This is a genomic window from Myxococcus qinghaiensis (assembly GCF_024198215.1).
Classification (GTDB): domain Bacteria; phylum Myxococcota; class Myxococcia; order Myxococcales; family Myxococcaceae; genus Myxococcus; species Myxococcus qinghaiensis.
This window is the reverse complement of sequence record NZ_JAKCFA010000031.1, coordinates 90,184-109,982: the sequence shown is the minus strand read 5'-3', so window position 1 is coordinate 109,982 and position 19,799 is coordinate 90,184. Positions and strand designations below refer to the sequence as shown.

Genomic DNA, 19,799 nt, shown 5'->3' with positions numbered 1-19,799 from the left:
TTATCCACGTGTTACGCACCCGTGCGCCGCTCTACTAAGGGTTGCCCCTATTCGCGCTCGACTTGCATGTGTTAGGCACGCCGCCAGCGTTCGTTCTGAGCCAGGATCAAACTCTCCAATTTTAATTTGAAGGTTGAACCGGCGTCAGTCGAGGTCCGGCTAAGGAACCTCAACTCGCTGATTCACTGCAGGCACTGCTGGTATGCGCTTCTCAGCGCTCCCTCGCTGGTGCCTTCTCAAAGATTGACTGCGGTTTCCGCAATCCTTCTCTTCTTCTTGGGCTTGCTATTTGGTTTTCAAAGACCGAGTCGCTTGTTTCAACCGCGACTACTTGCTACCATTGCTTCTGTCTGCTGCCCGCCACTTCCTGTCGGCGGGTCGCATCTTTTATTCAGGTCCGCGTCAGCTGTCAACTTCGCTTTGCGTCCCTTTTCGGCGTTCTCCGAAGTCCTCAGCGCCGCCCAGTGGCTTCCGCTGTTTCCTTCGTGAGGGGCGCGGCTTCTATCTCTCCGCTGCGTCCCGTGTCAACCGCTGCTTCGTTGACTCCCTCGCCGTCTCCGCCCTGCTGCTTCCGGGCTTCTTCGTCGGGGGCGCGGCTTCTATCACCGCCGCGCCTTCTGTCAACTCGCTTCGTTGACCGCCGTATTTCCAATGTCGTTCTGAGTCCTCGCGCCGAAGTGCTTCGCGCCAGTGCGCGGGCTCCGTTCGTGAGGGGCGCGGCTTCTACCACCGCCGCATCCAGAGTCAAACCGCTTCCGAGCCCCGCCCCACCGTCAGCCCCAGCTCCAGTGCCGTCTCGCACGAGACGACCTCCAACCCCACCACCGCGACGCCCACCGGACCACTTCCTGCTGGCTGACCATCTATGGAGCTGTCCGGAGAATGTCAACTCGTTGTCACGAGCTGCTCCGGACACTCGAAGTCCCACGAAGGCCCCGTGTAGGGAATCCTCCAGGGACCGACGGTCCTATTCTACGTGGTTCAGAGAACCCCAGCGCCGTGAGCGCTGATTCCGCACGAGTTGCTGACGGAAATCACGGCTGCCTGCTCGTCGCGGAGGGCTTTGGGCCACCCGCGCCTCGCCGTGAGGTGGGCGGCTTATCCACCAAGCAGCGGGACGGCGCAAGAAGTTTGCTGATTGTCACTTCAGCGCCCCTCCCCTGCCCCTCGCGCTCAGCTCCCCACACCCAGCTTCAACCTCGAGACGTCCACCCGGCCGCGGCGACAGCCCTCGGCCACCACCACCGCGCGCAGCTCGCTGTACGCGCGCTCGAAGTCGTCGTTCACGACGATGTAGTCGTAGGAGGCGATACCCCGCTCCATCTCCGAGCGGGCCGCCAGCATCCGGCGCCGGATGGTCTCATCCGAATCCGTCTGCCGGTCCCGCAACCGGCGATCCAGCTCGTCCATGGAGGGCGGGAGCACGAAGATGGTGACCGCGTCGGGGTGCTTGCGCTTGATGGCCTGGCCGCCCTGCACGTCGATGTCGAAGATGGCCACGCCCCGACGGGCGCGAGCAACCTCCACCGTCGACTGGGGGCTGCCGTAGAAGTGGCCGTGGACCTCCGCCCACTCCACGAACTCGCCCCGCTCAATCTTCGCCTGGAAGGTGGCGACGTCCACGAACTCGTAGTCCACCCCTTCCTGCTCCTTGCCTCGGGGGCGGCGCGTCGTGACGCTGATGGAGAAGTTCGCCTGCGGCGTCTCCTTGAGGAGCCGATGGGCAAGGGTGGTCTTCCCTGCCCCGGAGGGCGCGGAGAGGACGAGCAGCAGACCGGGCTGAAGGATGGTGGGTTCGCTCATTCGACGTTCTGCACCTGTTCGCGGATGCGCTCGACTTCGGCCTTCATCGAGACCACGCGCACGGAGATCTCCGTGTGCTGGCTCTTGGAACCGGTCGTGTTCACCTCGCGGTGCATCTCCTGCACGAGAAAATCCATGCGACGGCCCGCGGGCTCGGTGCTCACCATGAGCGCGCGGAACTGCTCCAGGTGGCTCGCCAGTCGGGTGACCTCCTCGGCGATGTCCGTGCGCTCGGCGAAGAGCACCACTTCCTGCGCCAGCCGCTGCGGGTCCACCGCGACGCCACGCGCCAGCTCCGCCACCCGCTCCGTGAGCCGCTGCTGGTAGTCCTGCACCGCGCGGGGAGCAAGGTGAGCCACTTCGCGGCTCCAACCCTCAAGCAACTTCAGTCGCGCGTCCAGGTCGGCGTAAATCGCCTCGCCCTCGACAAGCCGCATCTTCTCCAGGGCCCCGAGCGCCTGGTCCAACGCCTCCGTCACCGCGGGCGTCGCCGACTCCAGATTCACGCCCTTCTCTTCCAGGCGCACGACGCCCTGCTGGTTGGCCACCTGCGACCAGGCCACGTCGGCCGGGAGGCCCAGTTCCTTGGCCAAGTCGCGGAAGGTGCGCAGGTACTCGCGCGCCAGGTTCAGGTCCACCGTGGGCACCGTCCCCGTCGCCGTGGAGGACTGCCGCTTCACCAGCAGCTCGACCGAGCCACGGGCCAGCCGGTCCTTCACCTGCTTCGTGACGCTCGGCTCCAGCGACGCGAGTTCTCGAGGCAGTCTCGCCTTCACCTCGCAGAACTTGTGATTGAGAGAGCGCAACTCCACGGAGACCTCTTCGTCCCCCACGCGCGCACGGCCCGCGCCAAACCCGGTCATGCTCTTCAGCATTGGGCGGTTGCTAGGGGCTTTCCGTCCGCAGGTCAAGCAGCGTGCTTGCACCCCTTTCAGTTCTGTGTAGGGTCCGCGCCGCGATGGTCTGGCACAAGCGGCTCGAGTTGTGGGCGAAGCTGGCGCTGGCGCTCGTGGCGTCCGTGCTGTTCTGGCGCCCCGGCCGCCGGCTCCGTCCTGGAAGTTCCCTCCCCGTCCCCCGGAAGGTGCTGCTCGTGCGGCCCGACAACCGCGTGGGCGAGGCCCTCCTCACCACCCCCCTCCTGCGCACCCTCAAGGCCCACGTGCACCCCACCCCCGAGGTGCATGTGCTCGTTCACGCCAAGGTGGCCCGCGTCCTGGCCGGCCACCCCGACGCGGACCAGGTCATCGCGTTCGACCGGCGGCGCATCTGGATGGGCCCTCTGGCTCCAGGAATCCGCGCCCTCCGCCGCGCCGGGTATGACCTGGTGGTCGACTGCGCCAACTGGGAAGCCCCGTCGGTGACGAGCGCCCTGGTGTCACGCCTCGCCGGCCCTCGCGCCGTGGTCATCGGGCCGAGCGTCTGGCCGGTGTCCAGCCTCCACTCCCTGTCCGTCCCTGCCCGTGCCGACAGCCGGAGCGAGGCGCTTCAGCGCACCCACCTGCTGACCCCAGTCACGGGCGGCTCGCTGGCTCGGGGACTCTCCTTCCGCGAGCCCAACATCGGGGCTTCGTTCCGTGCCTTCCTGGACGCGGACGCCAGCACGCCCAAGGCGGTCATCAATCCCGGAGGTCGGCTGGGACCTCGACGCATCCCTCCCGAGGCGTTCGCCGCGGCGGCCCGCGCGCTCCTCGAGTCCGGCCGTATTCCCATCGTCACGTGGGGCCCCGGAGAAGAGGACCTCGCCCGCTCCGTGGTGTCGGCTGCTCCCGGCGCGCGACTCGCGCCCGCCACGAACCTGGACGAGCTCGCCGCGCTCATGCGCGCCGCCGGCCTCACCATCTGCAACAACACCGGGCCCATGCACCTGTCGGTGTCCGTGGGCGCTCCGACGCTGGCGTACTTCCTCCGCATGGACATGGAGCGGTGGGGCCATGCGTATGCGCCTCACCGGATGGTCGACCTCACCAGCCTCGTCGATGGTGCAGGGGGTCAGGGGTTGGAGGCTCGCGCCGCCGAAGAGGCCCGCTCCTTCGCGGCGCAGCTCGCCCGATAGGCGATGAGCGACCGCAGCCGCCTTGTCGACGAAGCCGGCGGTCAGGGATGAAGGCTCGAGCCGCTGAAAAGCGGCTCACTCGCCAGGCCCGTCGTATCGAGACATCCGCTCGTGGAGCAGGTGCGGCACTCCCTCCTCCACGGGCCATTCACACTGGCACCGGGAACAGCGGACCTTCACCTGCTCCGACTGCTCGATGACGGTGAGCGGGCCCTTGCACTGGGGACAGCCCAGCACCGCCAGGAGCCCCTCATCCAGGGTCGGCATGCCCTACTTCGCGCTCTCACGGCCGAGCCGGCGCGCCAGCTCCGTCGTGCTGTGGTCCTTCGGGTCTCCCGACACCGCCGTGCGCCCACCGTAGGCCCGGACCTCGTCTCCTTCGGGGATGGTGTCCGGTGTGTAGTCCGTGCCCTTCACATGCACGTCCGGCTTCAGCACGCGAATGATGCCGCGCACGTTGGGCTCGTCGAAGACGATGACTCGGTCCGTACAGGCAAGCGCGGCGACCAACTCCGCGCGCTCCCCCTCGGGGATGTGTGGCCGACCAGGGCCCTTGTACGCCCGTGTCGAGGCGTCCGAGTTCACCGCCACCACCAGCACGTCCGCCAGCTCCCGGGCACCTTCCAGGTACCGCACGTGCCCCACGTGCAAGAGGTCGAACACGCCGTTCGCGAGCGCCACCGTGCGGCCCTCGGCCTTCCAGCGCGCCCTCGCCTCCGCCACCTGCTCGAGCGACTGAATCTTCTCCAAGGTGCTCATCGCGCGCTCCGCAGCTCCGCCAGCAGCTCGTCTCGTGACACCGTCGCGGTGCCCGACTTCTGCACGACCATCGAACCCGCGACGTTCGCCAGCCGCGCCGCCTCGCCGAACGAGGCGCCCGCCGCCAGCGCCAGGGAGAACGTCGCAATCACCGTGTCGCCAGCGCCCGTCACGTCCACCGCCGCCTTCGCGCCGTGCACCGGAATGAGGTCCACCCCTCCGTCCGCGTCGAAGAGCGCCATGCCGTGCCGGCCGCGCGTCACCAGCAGCGCGCGACACCCCAGCCTGCGCACCGCCTCGTGGCCCGCCGCCAGCAAGTCCTCCTGCGAGCGCACGGGGCGCCCCGCCAACGCCTCCAGCTCCGGCTCGTTGGGCTTGCACACCGTCAGCCCCGAGAACGACGACAGCGCATAGCGACTGTCCACGCACACCGGCAATCCATCCGCCGCCAGCTTCCGAAGCACCTCGCGCACCTCGTCGCTCAGCACTCCCGCGCCGTAGTCCGAGACGACCACCGCGTCCGCGTCCTTCGCCGCTTCGGCCACGTGCTTCGCCAGGGCCTTGCGCACACTCGGCGGAAAGGCCGAGCGCTGGCCCCGGTCCAGGCGCAACATCTGCTGCCGTGTCGTGCTCACGCCACCCGCGAGGATGCGGGTCTTCGTCTCCGTCGCCAGGCCCCGTCCGCCCACCGCGTGCAGGCGCACTCCCGACTCGGAGAACAGGCGGCGCAGCTCGCGGCCCATCTCATCCGCGCCCAGCATGCCGACGGCTGTCACCTGCCCCGTCAGCGCGCGGACGTTGGCCGCCACGTTCGCCCCGCCGCCCAGCTTCACCTCGGCGGACTCGTAGCGGACGATGAGCACCGGGGCCTCGCGGCTCACCCGGTCCGTCTGCCCGTAGATGTAGTGGTCTGCGACCAGGTCCCCCACCAGCAACACCCTGCGGCGCGCGAACGCGAGCGGCAGGCGAGTGGGCAGAGGCGACGAGCGAACGGGCGAGACTGCGGCCATGGCGGCGGTTTGTCCCACAGCCCCCCGCGTCTCACAAGTCGGCAGACGCGCCCGACAGGCCGAGCGCTCGACGCAGATGCGACTCGCCCTCCAACACGTCCACCCCCAACCGGACCTTCCAGGCCGAGAACCCCACGGGCAGACGCACCGCGTCCTTCTCGGTCGTCACCACCTTCACCGCCCCCAGCTTCGCGGCCCGCGCCTCCACGTCACGCAACTCGTCCATCGTGAAGCGGTGGTGGTCCGGGAAGAGTGCCGCATCCAGGACCTCCACTCCGAGGGACCTCAGCGTCTTCAAGAAGCCCCCCGGCCGACCGAGGCCCGCCAATGCCAGCACCCCCTGGCCCCTCAGCGCTCCCGTGGGATGCAGCCCTCCCGACGGGTCCACCCAGGCCGAAGGTCCATAGCGTGCACGGACGCGTGGAAGTCCCTCGCCTTCACGCGGCAGCCCCAGGCTCCTCGCATCGAACGGTGCGGGCGGGGACTCGCTCGCGCCCGAGGCGGTGGACGTTCGCACCCAGAGCAACGTGGCCCTCCGGAGGGACGAAGCGGGCTCTCGCAGCGGGCCTCTCGGCAACATGTGGCCATTGCCGAGCCCCACGGCTTCATCCACCACGACGAGGTTCTCATCGCGCGCGAGGCGTCGGTGCTGGAAGCCGTCGTCGAGGAGCACCGTGTCCAGGCCGTACTCGTCTCGCGCCCGGTAGGCGCTGGAGACCCGGTCCGCGTTCACGAAAATCCTGACGCTCGGGCAGCGGCGCGCGAGCAGCAAGGGCTCATCTCCCGCGTCCTCCACCGACGGTTGCGACTCCGCCCCCGTGAAGGTGAGCGGCTCTTGCGAGCGACGCCCGTAGCCCCGCGTGAGGATGCCGACCTTGCGGCCCTCGCGCACCAGCAGGTCCGCCAGGTGGAGCACCGCGGGCGTCTTCCCCGTTCCTCCCACGTTGAGGTTGCCCACGGAGACAACCCGCAGTCCTTCCACCCGCTCGGCGCGCAGCAGGCCCAGGCCATACAGGGCGCCTCGCAGATGCACCGCCGCGGCATAGGTCCATGACATCGCCGTGAGCGGGGACAGCAAGACACGCCGGCCCCAGGGCTCGGGCGACGGCGGGTAGAACACCCGCTCGATGGCGGTGGGAGACTCGGGAGCGGGAATGCTCAAGACCTGGAGGCTCCACACATGGCGCGTCCCGACACGAATCGTCGGGCATCGTCGAGGGTCAACATGCTTCCGACACGCTACCAGTCCATGCCATCACGTACGACTCAGCGCGTGCGCGTCACTTGCGCGTAGAGGGCGAGGACATCGGCGGCGATGCTCGCATTCGTCGGGTGTGCTACGGGTGCCCGCTGCCCTGACAGCGAAGCGGCCACCACTGCTTCGGGCGTGGGCTCGGCGACTCGCGCATCCGCCAGCTCGGGGAGCGCACCTTCCTCCACCGCCACCACTCGCACCCCGCAGGCTCGGGCCTGCGCCGCTGCTCTCGCACTCCAGTCGTTCCCGAGCCCCAACAGCCAGACCTCGTCCAAGGACTTCAGCCACCGCGCGAAGTCCGCACCCTGCTGATAGCCGGCGAAGACCACCGCTTCCGTCAGCCCCAGTGACGCCACCTGACTCCGCGTCGCCTCCAGCAACCCGCCGTCTCCCACCAGGACGAAGCGCGCCTCAGGCCGATGCTTGCGGTAGAGCGCGAAGGCTTCCACCCCGACCGCGTGCCGTCGCGACGGCTGGAACGTGGAGACCATCCCCACCAGCGGCGCGCCCTTCAGTCCGAGCTTGCGTCGCAACACCTCACGGTCCGACACGGGACTGAAGCGTGGATCCACCAGCGCGGGGAGTACCCGGGCCACCTTTCCTCGCTCCGACAAGAGGGGGAGCAATGAGTTCGCTGGCACTGTGTACGCGTCCGCCGCTGGCAACGAGGAGCGGATGGAGCGCGGTGCATGAAGGGAGCGGACCAACACCGCGCCCTCGGGCCGTCCCCACCTCGCCAGGAAGTGGTCGTGGCTGAAGTGCGAGTGCACCACGTCGACTCGCCGCGCGCGCAGCCGTCGCAAGTCGCGCCACACACGCCAGGGCGGGGACTTCACTGACAGCTCCAGGCCCTCGTCATCCAACAACCCCAGCTCCCGAAGCCGTGGCACCGCGGGCTCTTCCGCCAGCACCTCCTCGCGCCGACGGTCCACCGCCACCGTCACCTCGTGGCCGGCCTCCCGCTGCGCCAGCGCGAGCAATGCGACGTTCTCAGCAGGGCCGCTGAAAAAGGGGCTCGCCAGCAGGTGAAGGACTCGCATCCGGCTACCGCTCGACCAGGGTTCGGTACAGCGATTCCAGCGCGTGCGCTTCGTGCTCCACGCCACACCGACGCCGTGCCTCCTCGGCCGCGTTGCGCCCCACTTCTCGCGCCCGCTCCGGCTCTCGCATCAGCATGTCCAGCAGCTCGCGCAAGGCCTTCACGTCTCCTGGCTCGAAGAAGAAGCCCGTCCGGCCATGCTCGATGAGCGTGTCCAGGTACGGCAGCTTCGATGCCACCACGCAGCAGCCGGAGGCCATCGCCTCCACGTGCACCAGCGAGTACCCCTCCGCATAGGACGGATGCACCAGCACGGTGAGCCCCCGGTACCAGGGCTCGATGACCGACTGCTCTCCGGCCAGGGACACCCTGTCCTCGATGCCAGCTCGCAGGCCGTTCACCCAGTCCAGGTCCGCGCCCTTCGCCAGGCCCACCAACACCGACTGCCACTCGGGATGCTCGGGCAACAAGGGACGCACGGCTTCGAGAAAGTCGCCCTGCCCCTTCTCCTTCCGGATGCGACCGATGACCCCCACTCCGAAACGCCCGCCCTGCCCCAGTCGCTCCCATGCCTGGGCTCGGTCCTCCGGCGGATGGAAGCGCGACAGGTCGATGCCATGCGAGATGACCGTCGACGGCAGCGCGATGACCTCCGCCACCTGCCGCGTCAATGACACCAGTGCGTCCGCGCCTCTCGCGATGAAGCGCGTGAAGCCGCTCGGCGCCATCGAGGTGTGCCGCGTGAAGACCAGCCGCACCTGACGCCCCACCAGCTTCAGCAACATCCCCGCGAGCAGCTCGTTGTTCCGGTGCGCATGCCACACCACCGGCTCCGTGCGCGCCCGGCGCAACAGCTCCGGCCAGGAGATTCGCGGCAGCCCATCGCTCAGCCCCGAGCCGATGACTCGCGTCTCCGAGCCCGTGTCCTTCACCAACGCCGGGACGACCGACTCGACGTGGCGCGTGACGCCCGTGTACCGCTTGTGGAAATGCGGGTGGACGATGAGCGTCATCGCGGGCCAGCCCTTCCGTGGGGAAAGAGCGTCGTCATCGCCTCGGCGTTCCTCTCGCTCGCACCCGAAATCCGGCCCACGGTCTCAAGCGCCTGGGCCCCCAGCTCCTCGATTCGACCCGGTGCCTCGAGCAACTCCGCGAGCCTCGCGTGCAGCGCTTCGGCGTCCTCCACCTGGATTCCTCCGTGCCCCGCGAGCACAGCCACGCTGTCCTTGAAGTTGTCCATGTGCGGACCGAACAACACCGGCTTGCCCTGCCCGGCGGGCTCCAGGATGTTCTGCCCACCGCGCTTCGTGAACGAGCCGCCCACGAAGACCACCGTCGCCAGGCGGTACGCCCGTGACAGCTCGCCAATGGTGTCCAGCACCACCACCTGTCCTCGCTCGGGATTCCCCTGCGAGCGGAGGCCCACACCCAGGCCCGCCTCACGCGCCAGCGCCACCACTCGGGGCGCACGGTCCACGTACCTAGGCGCAATCACCAGTCGCAGGTCCGGCCACCGCGCGAGCAGGCGCCGATAGACGCCGAGCAACACGTCCTCCTCGCCCTCGTGCGTGCTGCCGGCAATCAAGACCCGTGCACCTACCGGGAGCCCGAGCACCTCTCGCAACACGTTGTCCTCCGCCGCCGGCCCGGAGGCCAACGAGTCGAACTTCGTGTTCCCCGTCACCCGCACCCAGTCCGGCCGCGCCCCGAGGCTTCTTGCTCTCTGCGCCTCGTCCTCGTGACGCATCAACATCAGGTCGAAGTCCTTCAGCGGGTTGCCGATGAGCCGGAACAGCCAACGGTAGCGCTCCACGTTCGCGGGAGAGAAGCGGCCGTTGGTCATCACCACTCGCGCCCCACCTCGCTTCGCGGCGCGAATGAGGTTGGGCCACACCTCCGTGTACTCCAGCACCAACACGTCCGGCCGGAGCGCCTTCACCGCCCGACGCGTCGCTCCCCACAAGTCGTAGGGCGCGTAGACGACTCCATCGATGTCCTTGGCAAGCCGGCCCGTCGCCATCGCATAACCGCTGTCCGTCATCGTCGACAGGATGAGCTGGCACCCCGGAAAGCGCGCCCGCAGGGGGCCGAACATGGGGGACAGCGCCAGCAGATCTCCCGCGCTGGCGCCGTGCAACCACACCACGGGCCCGTCTCCTCGTGGAGGCAGCGAGCCCCTCGCGTAGAACCCCAGCCTCTGCCACAGGCCATGACGCGTCTTCCGGTGCAGACAGAGCGCCGGGAAGAGCAGCGGGAAGAGAAGATACGTAGCGAGGATGTACAGGAGTCGCATGGACGGCTCCCCGGCCCTCTATCAGATGCCAGGCCCCCGAGGCAGTACACGCACGGGGCTCGGGACAATCCACGGTCGCCATTCAGAGCCGAAGAACCGCCCCGGCCCCTTTGCCCACACCTCTACCCGCACCACACCCTCCCCCGTCAGCTCCACCGACGTCCCGTCTGGCCCCAGGCGGCCCGCGCCCCAGACCTCGACTCGGACCGTGTCCACGTCCGGAATGCCGGGCAGGCGCACCTTGAGCACGTCCCCCACCCTGGCCTCCCTGCGCTCGGAGGTCACCCCTTCGAGGGCGAAACCCTCGGGTTCTCCCAGGGCGCGGAAGGAACACACGGCCCCACCACCCCGCAGCGCTCCCGTCACCAGCGCCGCCGCCGCCTTCGCATCCGAGGGCAGGGGCGAAGGGACCTGCTCCGGTGGCAGGTACATCGCGAGTGAGCTGAACACGGACTCGTACGACGGAAGGCCGTGGGCGTCGTGCGCGCAGAACGCGAGGCGGGGCGCTTCTCGGGACAGCTCCAGGAGGCGCTCACCCGGCTCGGGCTCGGGCGCCACGAGCACCATCACCCCGTGCATCGGGTTCGCCAGATAGGCCCCCACGGCCGGCAGCAACCGGCTCACCGGATTGCGCAGCGCGTGCCGGAAGAAGGTGTCCGCCGAGTACAACTCGAAACCCTTCGCCTGACTCGCGCTCTGGGCGTCCGTCCACGGGTTGTGACGCTGCACCGGATGCGCGAGGACCGTCATTCCGCCGGCGGCGTGCACGGCGCGCACGGCGTCTCCCGCCGGCATCCACCGCTTCATGCCCTCCAAGGGGCGCTCCATCCCGAAGGCGACCAGGTGCCCCGCGGAGGTGGAGATTTCAATGCCTGGGACAAGCAACACGCCGTCCACCCACGTGGGCGCGGGCGGGGTGAAGTCGTTGTGGTCCGTGAGCAGCACGAAGTCGAGGCCCGCTGCCTTCGCGGCGAGCGCGACGGACAGGGGCGTGCCTCGCCCATCCGAGCGTGTGGTGTGAACGTGGAACGCGCCCCGGACCCACTTCGGCGCGCCCTCCTTCGGCGGAATCACCGGGTACGTCACGTACGAGGCGGGCAGCGAGAAGAAGCCGCAGAGTCCCAGCACCAGCAACAGCAGGCCAGCCAGTGCACGGACCGCCTTGCCTGTGTACTTGCGAAGCGGGCTCATGCGCGGCTCCGCCCAGGCACTTCATCGTGGACCCGTCTGACGGGACCTGCCGCTTCGCGAGGAGGACTCACCTCCAGCACCGGCGCCTCACCACCGACCGAGCCAGCTGCGTGAAGCGCGCATGCCGCGACGCAAGGCATCTGCTGCCCTGGCGCATCTTCACCACCACCTGAGCTTGCCGGGTGGCATCGCACGGCGCCCACAAGCGCCTCGGCAGGGCTTCCACGGCATTGGCTCATCCGCCCATGCCGCGCGGAGCACCGCACCAGGCTCGCGTGTTCCGGAACAGGGACTCTACGGCGCGGGCTCATCCGCCCATGCCGCGTGGAGCACCGCACCGGGCTCGCGTGTGCTGGCACGGTGATTCCACGGCGTGGACTCATCCTCGCAGCCGACTGAGCTCTCATCGTCGCGCCCTCTCCCTTGGGCAGCGCGACGCCGCCGGAAACCCTCGACCCGCTCACGCGGCGCCTCGCTCGACAGGCCCCTCCGTCTGCATCCGCCACAGTGCGGCGTAGCGACCACCCTTTTGGAGCAGCTCCGCGTGAGACCCGCTCTCCACCGCGCGGCCCGCTTCCATGACGTGCAGCACGTCCGCGTTCACCACCGTCGACAACCGGTGCGCGATGACCAGCGCCGTACGCCCCGGCAGCACCGCCGCCAGCGCGGCCTGCACCTCGCGCTCGCTCTCCGGGTCCAGGCTGCTCGTGGCCTCGTCCAGAATGAGCACCTTCGCGCGCGCCAACACCGCTCGCGCGATACACAGGCGCTGCCGCTGCCCACCGCTCAGCGTCACGCCCCGCTCACCGATTCGCGTGTCGTAGCCCTGCGGCAACGCCCGGATGAACCCGTCCGCGTTGGCGACCCTCGCCGCCGCCTCCACGTCCTCGCGCGTCGCATCCGGCCTCGCGTAACGCAGGTTCTCCAGCACCGAGCCCTGGAACAACAGCGGCTCCTGCGTCACCAACGCGAGCTGCTCACGCAGGCTCGCCGCCGTGTAGCGGTCCATGTCCACGCCATCCAGCAACAGCCGGCCCGACTGCGGACGCTCGAAGCGCAAAAGCAGCGTCGTCACCGTGCTCTTGCCACCACCACTGCCACCCACCAGCGCCGTCACCTGGCCCGACTTCAGCTCCAGCGTCACCCCATCCAGCGCGGGACGGTCGCCATACGCGAAGCGCACGTCCTCCAAGCGAATGGACTTCGACAGGGGCGGCGCCGGCACCGCGTCCGGCGCATCCAGCACCGGGTGCTTCAAGTCCAACAGGGCGAACAGCCGCTCACCGGCGGCCCCCGCCTGCATCGCGAACTGTGTCACCCGTCCCAGGTCCTTCACGGGCTGGTACACCAGGATGACCGCCGTCAGCAGCGACAGCAGGGCCTCCGGCTCCATCAGCCGCGCACTCGCCGCGTAGGCCAGCGCCCCCGCCAGCGCAGCCGCCGCCAGGACCTCCATCACCCCAGGCACCGCGCCTCGCGCCCACGCCGCGCCCACCACCGCGTCCTCGTGCGCCTTCGCGTGCGAGGCGAAGCGCGCCAGCTCCGCGGACTGCCCGTTGAAGGCCTGAATCGTCCGCAGCCCGCCCAGTCCCTCGTGGAGCTGCCCCGCCAGGTGGCCCAGCTGCGTCTGCCCCTCTCGCGTGCCCTTCAACACCTTGCGCGTCAGCTTGGACGCGGGCAGCGCCGCCAGCGGAATCACCACCAGCATCAAGCCACCCAGCAGCGGGCTCATCGACAGCGCCACTGCGGCCAGGATGATGACCTGGAGGCTGTCGCGCAGGTACGAGCCCACCGTGTACATCGCCGCCGCCTCCACCGCCGTGACGTCCGAGGTGAACCGGCTCAGCAGGTCGCCCTGCCGCTCGCGCGCGAGCTGCGCGGGGGACAATGACGTGAGCTTCGTGAACAGGTCGCGCCGCACGTCCTTCACCACCCGCTGCGCGAAAAGCCCCATGAAGTAGAACTGGCCCAGGTACCCCACGCCCTTCACCGCCCCCACCACCACCATCATCAGCGGGAAGCCCCACAGCGCCGCGTCGCGCGACAGGCCTGACAGCCACGGCACGCTGTTCGCGCCGGTGAAGCCGTCCTCGCCCCCCGACAACAGGAAGCGCAGCGCGGGGCCCGTGAGGTACGCGTACGCCCCCGTCGCCAGGCCCACCACCGCCATGCCCACGAACGCCACCGCCAGCACCGCCACATGCGGGCGCGCATAGCGCAACAGTCGCAACAGTGTCCGCCGCATTCCCTACCGTCCCACCTTGCGCAACGCCGCCTTCGCCAGCTGCGAGTACGGGTTGTACTCCAGCACCTTCAGCAGCTTCTTCCGTGCCAACGGCGCGTCCCCGAGGTCCGTGTCGATGATGGCCGCGATGATGTGCAGCCGCTCCACATACGGCCCCAATGACAGCGCCTTCTTCAAGACCTTCTGCGCCTTCTGCGCCCGCTGGACCAGGGGACCGCCCGACGCCTGGTATGTCGCCCAGGCAAGGAAGGAGTAGTACTCCGGCTCGCGCGGGTTGAGCGACACCGCCTCCTCGAACGCATGCATCGCCGACAGGAAGTCGCGCCGCTTCAGCGCGGACTCGCCCCGCCGCAATGCAATCTCCGCGTCCACCACCACCGCCGTGTTCCGCCCCACGTCCAGCTTGCTGAACAGGTACTGGAGATACGCCTTGCGCTTCTCCTCCACGCTCAGCACCCGGTACGACGCGGACAGCTTCTCCTGCACCGAGTCCAGCAGGTCCTTCAGCTCGGAGATGTCGAACTCGGCGAGCGTGTCCGGATGAAAGCGCATCGCCGTCTCGTGGTACGCGCGCTCCACCGCCTCCGCGTCCGCCGCGATGTCCAACCCCAGACTGCCGAAGTAGCTGCGGGTGATGATGCGCACCGCCTCCTCACGCAACGACGCCGCCGTCTCCACCGGCAACGACTTGCGCTTGCGCGGCCCAATCCTGTCCGGCACCACCGCCGCCGACAGCACGTCCGCCCCCGTCGCCACCGGCGTCGGAGAGAACGTCACCCCACCCGTCAGCTTCAAGAACCACAAGAGCGAGTACGCCGCGCTCAGCTCGCCCCGGCCATGCGCGAGCAGCTCCTTCAGGACGATGCGGCCATTGACCTGCATGGCGATCTTGATGTCGTCCGTGTCCAGCGCCATGGCCTGCAAGTCGCGACCGAAGTCGGCCGAGCGCACCGGGTACTCCCCCAGGTTCGCTCGCAACGACGCCGCCATCACCTTCAACGGGAAGCAGCGCCGCGCGCCCTCGAGCACCTGCGCCAGCGGCGGCAGGTCCACCGAGGCGACCTCGGTGGTGAACTCGTCGCCGGAGTAGAAGGCATACCGGCCCTCCCGCATGCCCAGCACCCGCGCCAGCTTGTCGCGCGTGTAGTCCCGCAACAACTGCGACAACTCCTCCCCCGCCGCCTCCACCCCCGCGTCCGCCAGCGCCGAGCCGATGCGCAGCCCGGTGGCCAGCGCCTCCAACACCCGCTCCGCCTGCGCCGCCGTCGCCAGCTTGCGCTCGACGAGGTAGCGCGGAAGCGAGTCCTCCTTCGCCGACGAGTCGAAGCTCACCGGCCCGCCGCGCAGGAAGTACACCCGCCGACTCAGGCCTCGGTGCGCCGCCACCAGCACACCATCCCTCCGCAGTCGGTAGATGGAGTGCAGGAGCCCGGGCAGCGGATAGCCCTTCAAGTCGCCGCTGTTCACCGCAGGACGTGACAGCGTCGACGCGAGCCCCGTCAGCGCCACCGCCTGCGCCGCGCGCACCAGCGACTCCAGGCGCGGCACCAGCTCGCCCGGCTTGAGCGGGTCCGCCACGTACGCATTCACCTTGAGGTCCAGCACGGAGCTCACACCGCGCGCCCGGCCCAGGTGCCCCTTGTCGATGGCGACAATCGGAACCCGTCCGCCCTGGCTGTGCCCTCGGATGAGATGCACCACGTGCGTGCCTTCCACTCGGGGAAGGTCCACCGACAGCACCATCACATCCGGGTTGTCCGCCGCGAAGTGCTCCAGCACCGCGATAGGGTCATTCACCGCGCGCACGGAATACCCGGCCTGGGAGAGCAGACCCGTCAGGTGTTCGAGCGTGGGGGGATGGCTCTCGGCGAGCAGAAGCGTCTTCAAGGGTAGTGCAGTCTACACCTTCATCCTGGCTTGCATCAGGGTACGATGCGCCCCCCTCACATGACGCCCCCGCCCCGAATCCTCGTCGTGGCAGGCGAGGCCTCCGGCGACGCACACGCCGCAGAGCTCGTCGCCGCCCTCCAGGCAAAACGCCCGGACCTCACCTTCTTTGGCATGGGCGGCTCGCGCCTGGCCGCTCGGGGGGTGGAGCTGCTCTTCGACGCCCGCGAGGTGTCCGTCATGGGCATCACCGAGGTCCTCCCCCGGATTCCACGCATCCTTCAAATCATGAAGGGCCTGGCTAACGCCGCCGCCGAGCGCCGCCCCGACGTCGCCATCCTCGTGGACATCCCCGACTTCAACCTGCGGCTGGCCGAGAAGCTCAAGGCCCAGGGCGTCCCCGTCGCCTATTACATCTCGCCGATGATCTGGGCGTGGCGCCGGGGCCGGGTCCGCACCATCAAGCGACTGGTGGACCGGATGCTGTGCATCCTCCCGTTCGAGGAGGACTTCTACCGCGAGGCCGGCGTCAGCGCCCGCTACGTGGGAAGCCCCGTCGTCGAGCAGGTCCCCGCCCCCGACACCGCCGTCGCCTTCCGCGAACAGCTGGGCCTGGCGAAGGACGCCCCCACGCTCGCGCTCCTGCCGGGCAGCCGGATGAGCGAGATTCGAAGGCTTTTGCCCACCATGGTGGAGGCCGCGAAGCGCCTGTCCGCCGAGCGCCCCGGACTCCAGGTCGTCGTCCCCGTGGCCCCCACCATCCCTCGCGAGGAGGTGGCCTCCCGCTTCGTGGGCAGCGGGCTGACCCCCGTGCTGGTGGACGGACGCGCGCCGGAAGTCGTGGGCGCCAGCGACGCGGCGATCGTCGCCTCCGGTACAGCCGTGTTGGAAGCAGGACTGATGCAGCGCCCCCTGGTCGTCATCTACCGGGTGTCCCTCATCACGTACTGGGTGGGCCGGCTGATGCTGAAGGTGGCCTTCGTGTCCCTCATCAACCTGCTGGCGGGCCGGCGCGTGGTGCCGGAGCTCATCCAGGGGGAGATGACGCCCGAGCGCATCGCGGACGAGGTCCGCCGGGTGTGGAGCCCGGGGGCGCCCCGAGAGGAGATGCTCAAGGGGCTGGCGGAGGTGCGGGGGCGGCTGGGCGAGGCAGGGGCCGCCACCCGGGCGGCGGAGTCGGTGATGGAGCTACTGCCCCCGCGCGCCATTTAGGGTATGTCGGCCCGGCCATGAATCCTGCGCTGGTCTGCATCCCCACGTACAACGAGCGGGAAAACATCGAGGCCATCACCCTGGCGGTGCTCAAGGCCGACCCCCGCGTCGATATCCTCGTCGTCGACGACAACTCGCCCGACGGCACGGGGCAGCTCGCCGACCAGCTCGCGGCCAGGGAGCCGCGCGTGCGCGTCCTGCACCGCGAGAAGAAGGAGGGCCTGGGTCGCGCCTACCTCGCCGCCTTCCGCTGGGCCCTGGCCGAGGGCTACACGTACATCCTGGAGATGGACGCGGACTTCAGCCATGACCCGCGCTACCTGCCCGGCCTGCTGGACGCGGCCGAGGCGGGCGCCGACCTGGTGCTGGGCTCGCGCTACGTCACCGGCGGCGGCACGGTGAACTGGGGCGTGGGCCGGCAGCTCATCAGCCGCGGCGGCAGCCTCTACGCCCGCACGATTCTGGGCGTGGGCGTCTCCGATTTGACGGGCGGCTTCAAGTGCTTCCACCGCCGGGTGCTGGAGGCCATCGACTTCGAGGCCGTGCACAGCACCGGCTATGCGTTCCAGATTGAACTCACCTACCGCACGCTGAAGAACGGCTTCACCGTGCGCGAGGTTCCCATCATCTTCGAGGACCGCCGTGTGGGACACTCGAAGATGAACAAGAAGATCTTCGCCGAAGCGCTCACCATGGTGTGGAAGCTGCGCCTCACGGTGTAGCCAGGAAGGGCGTGCGGAGATGAAGGTCTACCTGGCGCAATTCCTCGTCGCGCTGCCGGCCATCTTCTTCGTGGTGGACCCCATCGGCGTGGTGCCGCTGTTCCTGGCGATGACGTCCGGGGACTCGAAGGAGAAGATCCACCGCACGGCCCTGCGCGCGTGCCTGGTGGCGTGCGGGCTGATGACGTTCTTCGCCCTCTTCGGCACCATCATCTTCAAGGTGTTCGGCGTGTCGCTGGGGGCCTTCCGCGTCGCGGGCGGAATCCTCCTGCTCATCACCTCGCTGGACATGCTGCGCGCCCGGCCTTCGGCGACGCGCACCACGCCCACGGAGGAGCAGGAGGGGGCGGTGAAGGAGGACGTGGCCATCGTCCCGCTGGCCATTCCACTCTTGTCGGGCCCGGGGGCCATCGCCACCGCCATGGTGCTGATGGCCCGAGGCAACTCGATGACCGCCACCCTTCCGGTGCTGGCGGCCATCATCCTCACCTTCGTGGCCAGCTACTTCATCCTGCGCGCCTCCGGCCTCGTGCAGCGGGTGCTGCGTCAGTCCGGGGTCGCCATCGTCGAGCGCGTCATGGGGCTCATCCTCGCCGCCATCGCCGTGCAGTTCATCGCGGACGGCGCCAAGGAGTTGCTCAAGTAACTCACTTGCCCGCGACCCACTGCGGGCCCGCGCGCTTCAGCGTGCCCTGCGGCGTGCCTTCCAGGGTGAGTTCGTCAGGGCCGGAGCGGCGCGCGTCGTACGCGTAGCCCTCTCGCACCTCCTGCAGGTACACCACCACCGCGTCGAGGACGCTCTCCTGGACGACCTTGAAGGTGGCATCGCCGCAACGGGGCTCGTCCCCTTCGAAGAAGCGCTCCAGCATGGACTGCTCGGGGCGCCGCACGTACACCCGCACCGGGGTGGGCTCGTGGCGGCCCTGCGCGGCAATTTCCTCCACCACGCGCGACGGCGTCGGTTCCTTCAACACGGATTGAATCAGCGTGCACTTGTCCGCCTCCACCTCCCGCCTCACGGCGAGCGGCGCCTGATGCGCGCAGCCCGCCCCCGCCAGGAGCGAGATACCCACCACGCCCCAGGCCCACCGTTGGAATCCGTCCATCCGTCGCCTCCTCGTCACGTCTTCGCGTCCGCTACAGCTTCCTCCACCGCGGCGAGAAGGGCGCCCCTTCCAGCGTCGGGTCCTCCACCGCGATGATGTACTCGGCCCGGCGGTTGCCCGCCTCCGCCGTCTCGTCCGGAGTGCGCACCGCTGGCGACTCCTCCCCGAATCCCTCGTAGAAAATCGGCACCTTCAACCCGCGCTGTCGGAAGGCCGAAGCGATGCTCCGGGCCCGCTTCAGCGACAGCTCACGGTTGTCCGCCGTGGCCCCCACCGTGTCCGTGTGCCCCAGGACGTACAGACGAACCGCCGCGAAGCGGCCGTATTTCGCCAGCGCTTCCGCAATCAACGCATGGCTCCTGTCCAGCTTGCCGCGCTCCGCGGCGGGAATGTCCGCGCGGCCCGAAGCGAAGCTCACCTCTTCGTGAGGAATGTCCACGCGCCAGGGGAAGAGGTCCACGCCCGTGTAGAAGTCCGATGTGTCGAAGGCTCGGAGGGAAATCTTCATCACCCGGCCCTCGGCGGGTGGCCAGCTCAGAGGAAGCGGCGTGCCCGCCGGCTCGCCCTTGAAGGGCACCTCGCCCTCGAAGGCCTTCTTTCCCGTGTCCATCAGCACCGTCAGCTCTACGCGGCCCGCGGGACGCGAGAGCTGGAAGCGAAGCTTGCGCCCCGCGACGTCCACGTCCTCCGGGCGCACGTCCAACCGCAGCGGCCCGTTGAGCTCCGTGTCGAAGGACAACGGCATGCTGCCCGACTCGGCGTTGGAGAAGCGCACCACCAGCTCGCCCTCGTAATGAAAGCGGCCCTCGGGCTGCTCCAGCTCGATGCGCCGGGTGATGCCTGGCTTTCCCCCGCCCTTCACCTCGACCACCTTCCCGTCGCCGCGCTTGAGCTTCAGCTCGAAGCCGGCGATGGGCTCGTCGATGTGCACGAGCAATGCCGGGAGCGCCTCACCCACCGCGGCCCGGCCCTCCAGGGACACCCGGATGGCGTCCGCGAACGCGGGAAGCGGAGTTGCGGCGACGAGACTGAGCACTAGTACCAGGCGGGCATTCATGGCGCGGCGTCGACCTCCGGCGTCACGGGCCGCGTGCAACAGCGGTCCGGATGGGTGGATTCCACCGCGACAGGGTAGGCGGATGCTTCCTGCGAGGAAATGCTTCGCGAGCAAGACGCGCCGGGCGCGACGGAATTCACCCGCGCGCGCCCATTCCCACGGGCAGC

18 protein-coding genes and 1 rRNA gene are annotated in these 19,799 nt (G+C 69.0%); 4 read left to right on the top strand and 15 right to left on the bottom strand.

Annotated elements, in window-relative coordinates; genetic code table 11:
• From LZ199_RS40395 to LZ199_RS40385, 3 genes are all read right to left on the bottom strand, one after another.
• A 16S ribosomal RNA gene (locus LZ199_RS40395) occupies positions 1-122 on the bottom strand; the annotation flags it as partial.
• Between the two features lie 1,051 nt (positions 123-1,173).
• Positions 1,174-1,803 carry a guanylate kinase gene (gene gmk / locus LZ199_RS40390; protein ID WP_253999135.1) on the bottom strand — a complete coding sequence of 210 codons (630 nt, stop codon included), beginning with the start codon at positions 1,801-1,803 and terminating at the stop codon, positions 1,174-1,176.
• On the bottom strand, positions 1,800-2,678 hold the full coding sequence (locus LZ199_RS40385; RefSeq protein WP_253999134.1) for a YicC/YloC family endoribonuclease: 879 nt from the start codon (positions 2,676-2,678) through the stop codon (positions 1,800-1,802). The genes gmk and LZ199_RS40385 overlap by 4 nt, the downstream gene beginning before the upstream one ends.
• Before the next feature lie 83 nt (positions 2,679-2,761).
• Here LZ199_RS40385 and LZ199_RS40380 point away from each other — a divergent pair, with 83 nt between their 5' ends.
• Positions 2,762-3,856: a glycosyltransferase family 9 protein gene (locus tag LZ199_RS40380; protein WP_253999133.1), complete on the top strand. Its 1,095-nt coding sequence runs from the start codon at positions 2,762-2,764 to the stop codon at positions 3,854-3,856.
• A 75-nt stretch (positions 3,857-3,931) separates the two neighbouring features.
• On the opposite strand, the gene LZ199_RS40375 is transcribed toward LZ199_RS40380, so the two are convergent.
• The 10 genes from LZ199_RS40375 to LZ199_RS40330 all read right to left on the bottom strand — a co-directional run bounded on the left by LZ199_RS40375 (position 3,932) and on the right by LZ199_RS40330 (position 15,535).
• Positions 3,932-4,123, bottom strand: a complete 192-nt coding sequence (locus LZ199_RS40375) for a Trm112 family protein (protein WP_253999132.1) — start codon at positions 4,121-4,123, stop codon at positions 3,932-3,934.
• Between the two features lie 3 nt (positions 4,124-4,126).
• On the bottom strand, positions 4,127-4,615 hold the full coding sequence (locus LZ199_RS40370) for an adenylyltransferase/cytidyltransferase family protein (protein WP_253999131.1): 489 nt from the start codon (positions 4,613-4,615) through the stop codon (positions 4,127-4,129).
• Positions 4,612-5,625 carry a bifunctional heptose 7-phosphate kinase/heptose 1-phosphate adenyltransferase gene (locus LZ199_RS40365; protein ID WP_163869734.1) on the bottom strand — a complete coding sequence of 338 codons (1,014 nt, stop codon included), beginning with the start codon at positions 5,623-5,625 and terminating at the stop codon, positions 4,612-4,614. The genes LZ199_RS40370 and LZ199_RS40365 overlap by 4 nt, the downstream gene beginning before the upstream one ends.
• 31 nt (positions 5,626-5,656) lie before the next feature.
• Complete coding sequence (gene lpxK / locus LZ199_RS40360) at positions 5,657-6,781, bottom strand: tetraacyldisaccharide 4'-kinase (protein WP_253999141.1); 1,125 nt, start codon at positions 6,779-6,781, stop codon at positions 5,657-5,659.
• Between the two features lie 110 nt (positions 6,782-6,891).
• Entirely contained in the window at positions 6,892-7,920 is a 1,029-nt protein-coding gene (locus LZ199_RS40355) for a glycosyltransferase (protein WP_253999130.1), read from the bottom strand.
• 4 nt (positions 7,921-7,924) lie between these two features.
• Positions 7,925-8,932, bottom strand: coding sequence for a glycosyltransferase family 4 protein (locus tag LZ199_RS40350; protein ID WP_253999129.1), 1,008 nt, complete (start codon positions 8,930-8,932; stop codon positions 7,925-7,927).
• The gene (locus LZ199_RS40345; protein ID WP_253999128.1) at positions 8,929-10,212 is read right to left on the bottom strand and encodes a 3-deoxy-D-manno-octulosonic acid transferase; all 1,284 of its coding nucleotides are present in this window, start codon (positions 10,210-10,212) and stop codon (positions 8,929-8,931) included. The genes LZ199_RS40350 and LZ199_RS40345 overlap by 4 nt, the downstream gene beginning before the upstream one ends.
• 21 nt (positions 10,213-10,233) lie before the next feature.
• Positions 10,234-11,403: a PHP domain-containing protein gene (locus tag LZ199_RS40340; RefSeq protein ID WP_253999127.1), complete on the bottom strand. Its 1,170-nt coding sequence runs from the start codon at positions 11,401-11,403 to the stop codon at positions 10,234-10,236.
• 460 nt (positions 11,404-11,863) lie between these two features.
• A complete protein-coding gene (locus LZ199_RS40335) occupies positions 11,864-13,648 on the bottom strand; it encodes an ABC transporter ATP-binding protein (RefSeq protein WP_253999126.1) in 1,785 nt (594 codons plus the stop codon).
• Between the two features lie 3 nt (positions 13,649-13,651).
• On the bottom strand, positions 13,652-15,535 hold the full coding sequence (locus LZ199_RS40330; RefSeq protein ID WP_253999125.1) for a DUF4388 domain-containing protein: 1,884 nt from the start codon (positions 15,533-15,535) through the stop codon (positions 13,652-13,654).
• A gap of 60 nt (positions 15,536-15,595) precedes the next feature.
• Here LZ199_RS40330 and lpxB point away from each other — a divergent pair, with 60 nt between their 5' ends.
• The 3 genes from lpxB to LZ199_RS40315 are packed head-to-tail and all read left to right on the top strand — an operon-like array spanning position 15,596 to position 18,115.
• On the top strand, positions 15,596-16,747 hold the full coding sequence (gene lpxB / locus LZ199_RS40325; protein ID WP_253999124.1) for a lipid-A-disaccharide synthase: 1,152 nt from the start codon (positions 15,596-15,598) through the stop codon (positions 16,745-16,747).
• A gap of 17 nt (positions 16,748-16,764) precedes the next feature.
• Entirely contained in the window at positions 16,765-17,469 is a 705-nt protein-coding gene (locus LZ199_RS40320) for a polyprenol monophosphomannose synthase (protein ID WP_253999123.1), read from the top strand.
• Positions 17,470-17,488: 19 nt separating this feature from the next.
• Positions 17,489-18,115 carry a MarC family protein gene (locus LZ199_RS40315; protein ID WP_163869724.1) on the top strand — a complete coding sequence of 209 codons (627 nt, stop codon included), beginning with the start codon at positions 17,489-17,491 and terminating at the stop codon, positions 18,113-18,115.
• A gap of 1 nt (position 18,116) precedes the next feature.
• Here the strand turns inward: LZ199_RS40315 and LZ199_RS40310 are convergent, their stop codons facing one another.
• Both LZ199_RS40310 and LZ199_RS40305 read right to left on the bottom strand, forming a co-directional pair.
• Complete coding sequence (locus LZ199_RS40310; RefSeq protein WP_253999122.1) at positions 18,117-18,575, bottom strand: hypothetical protein; 459 nt, start codon at positions 18,573-18,575, stop codon at positions 18,117-18,119.
• A 31-nt stretch (positions 18,576-18,606) separates the two neighbouring features.
• Positions 18,607-19,632 (bottom strand): OmpA family protein, encoded by a 1,026-nt coding sequence (locus LZ199_RS40305; RefSeq protein WP_253999121.1) that lies wholly within the window; start codon positions 19,630-19,632, stop codon positions 18,607-18,609.
• Positions 19,633-19,799 lie beyond the last annotated feature (167 nt).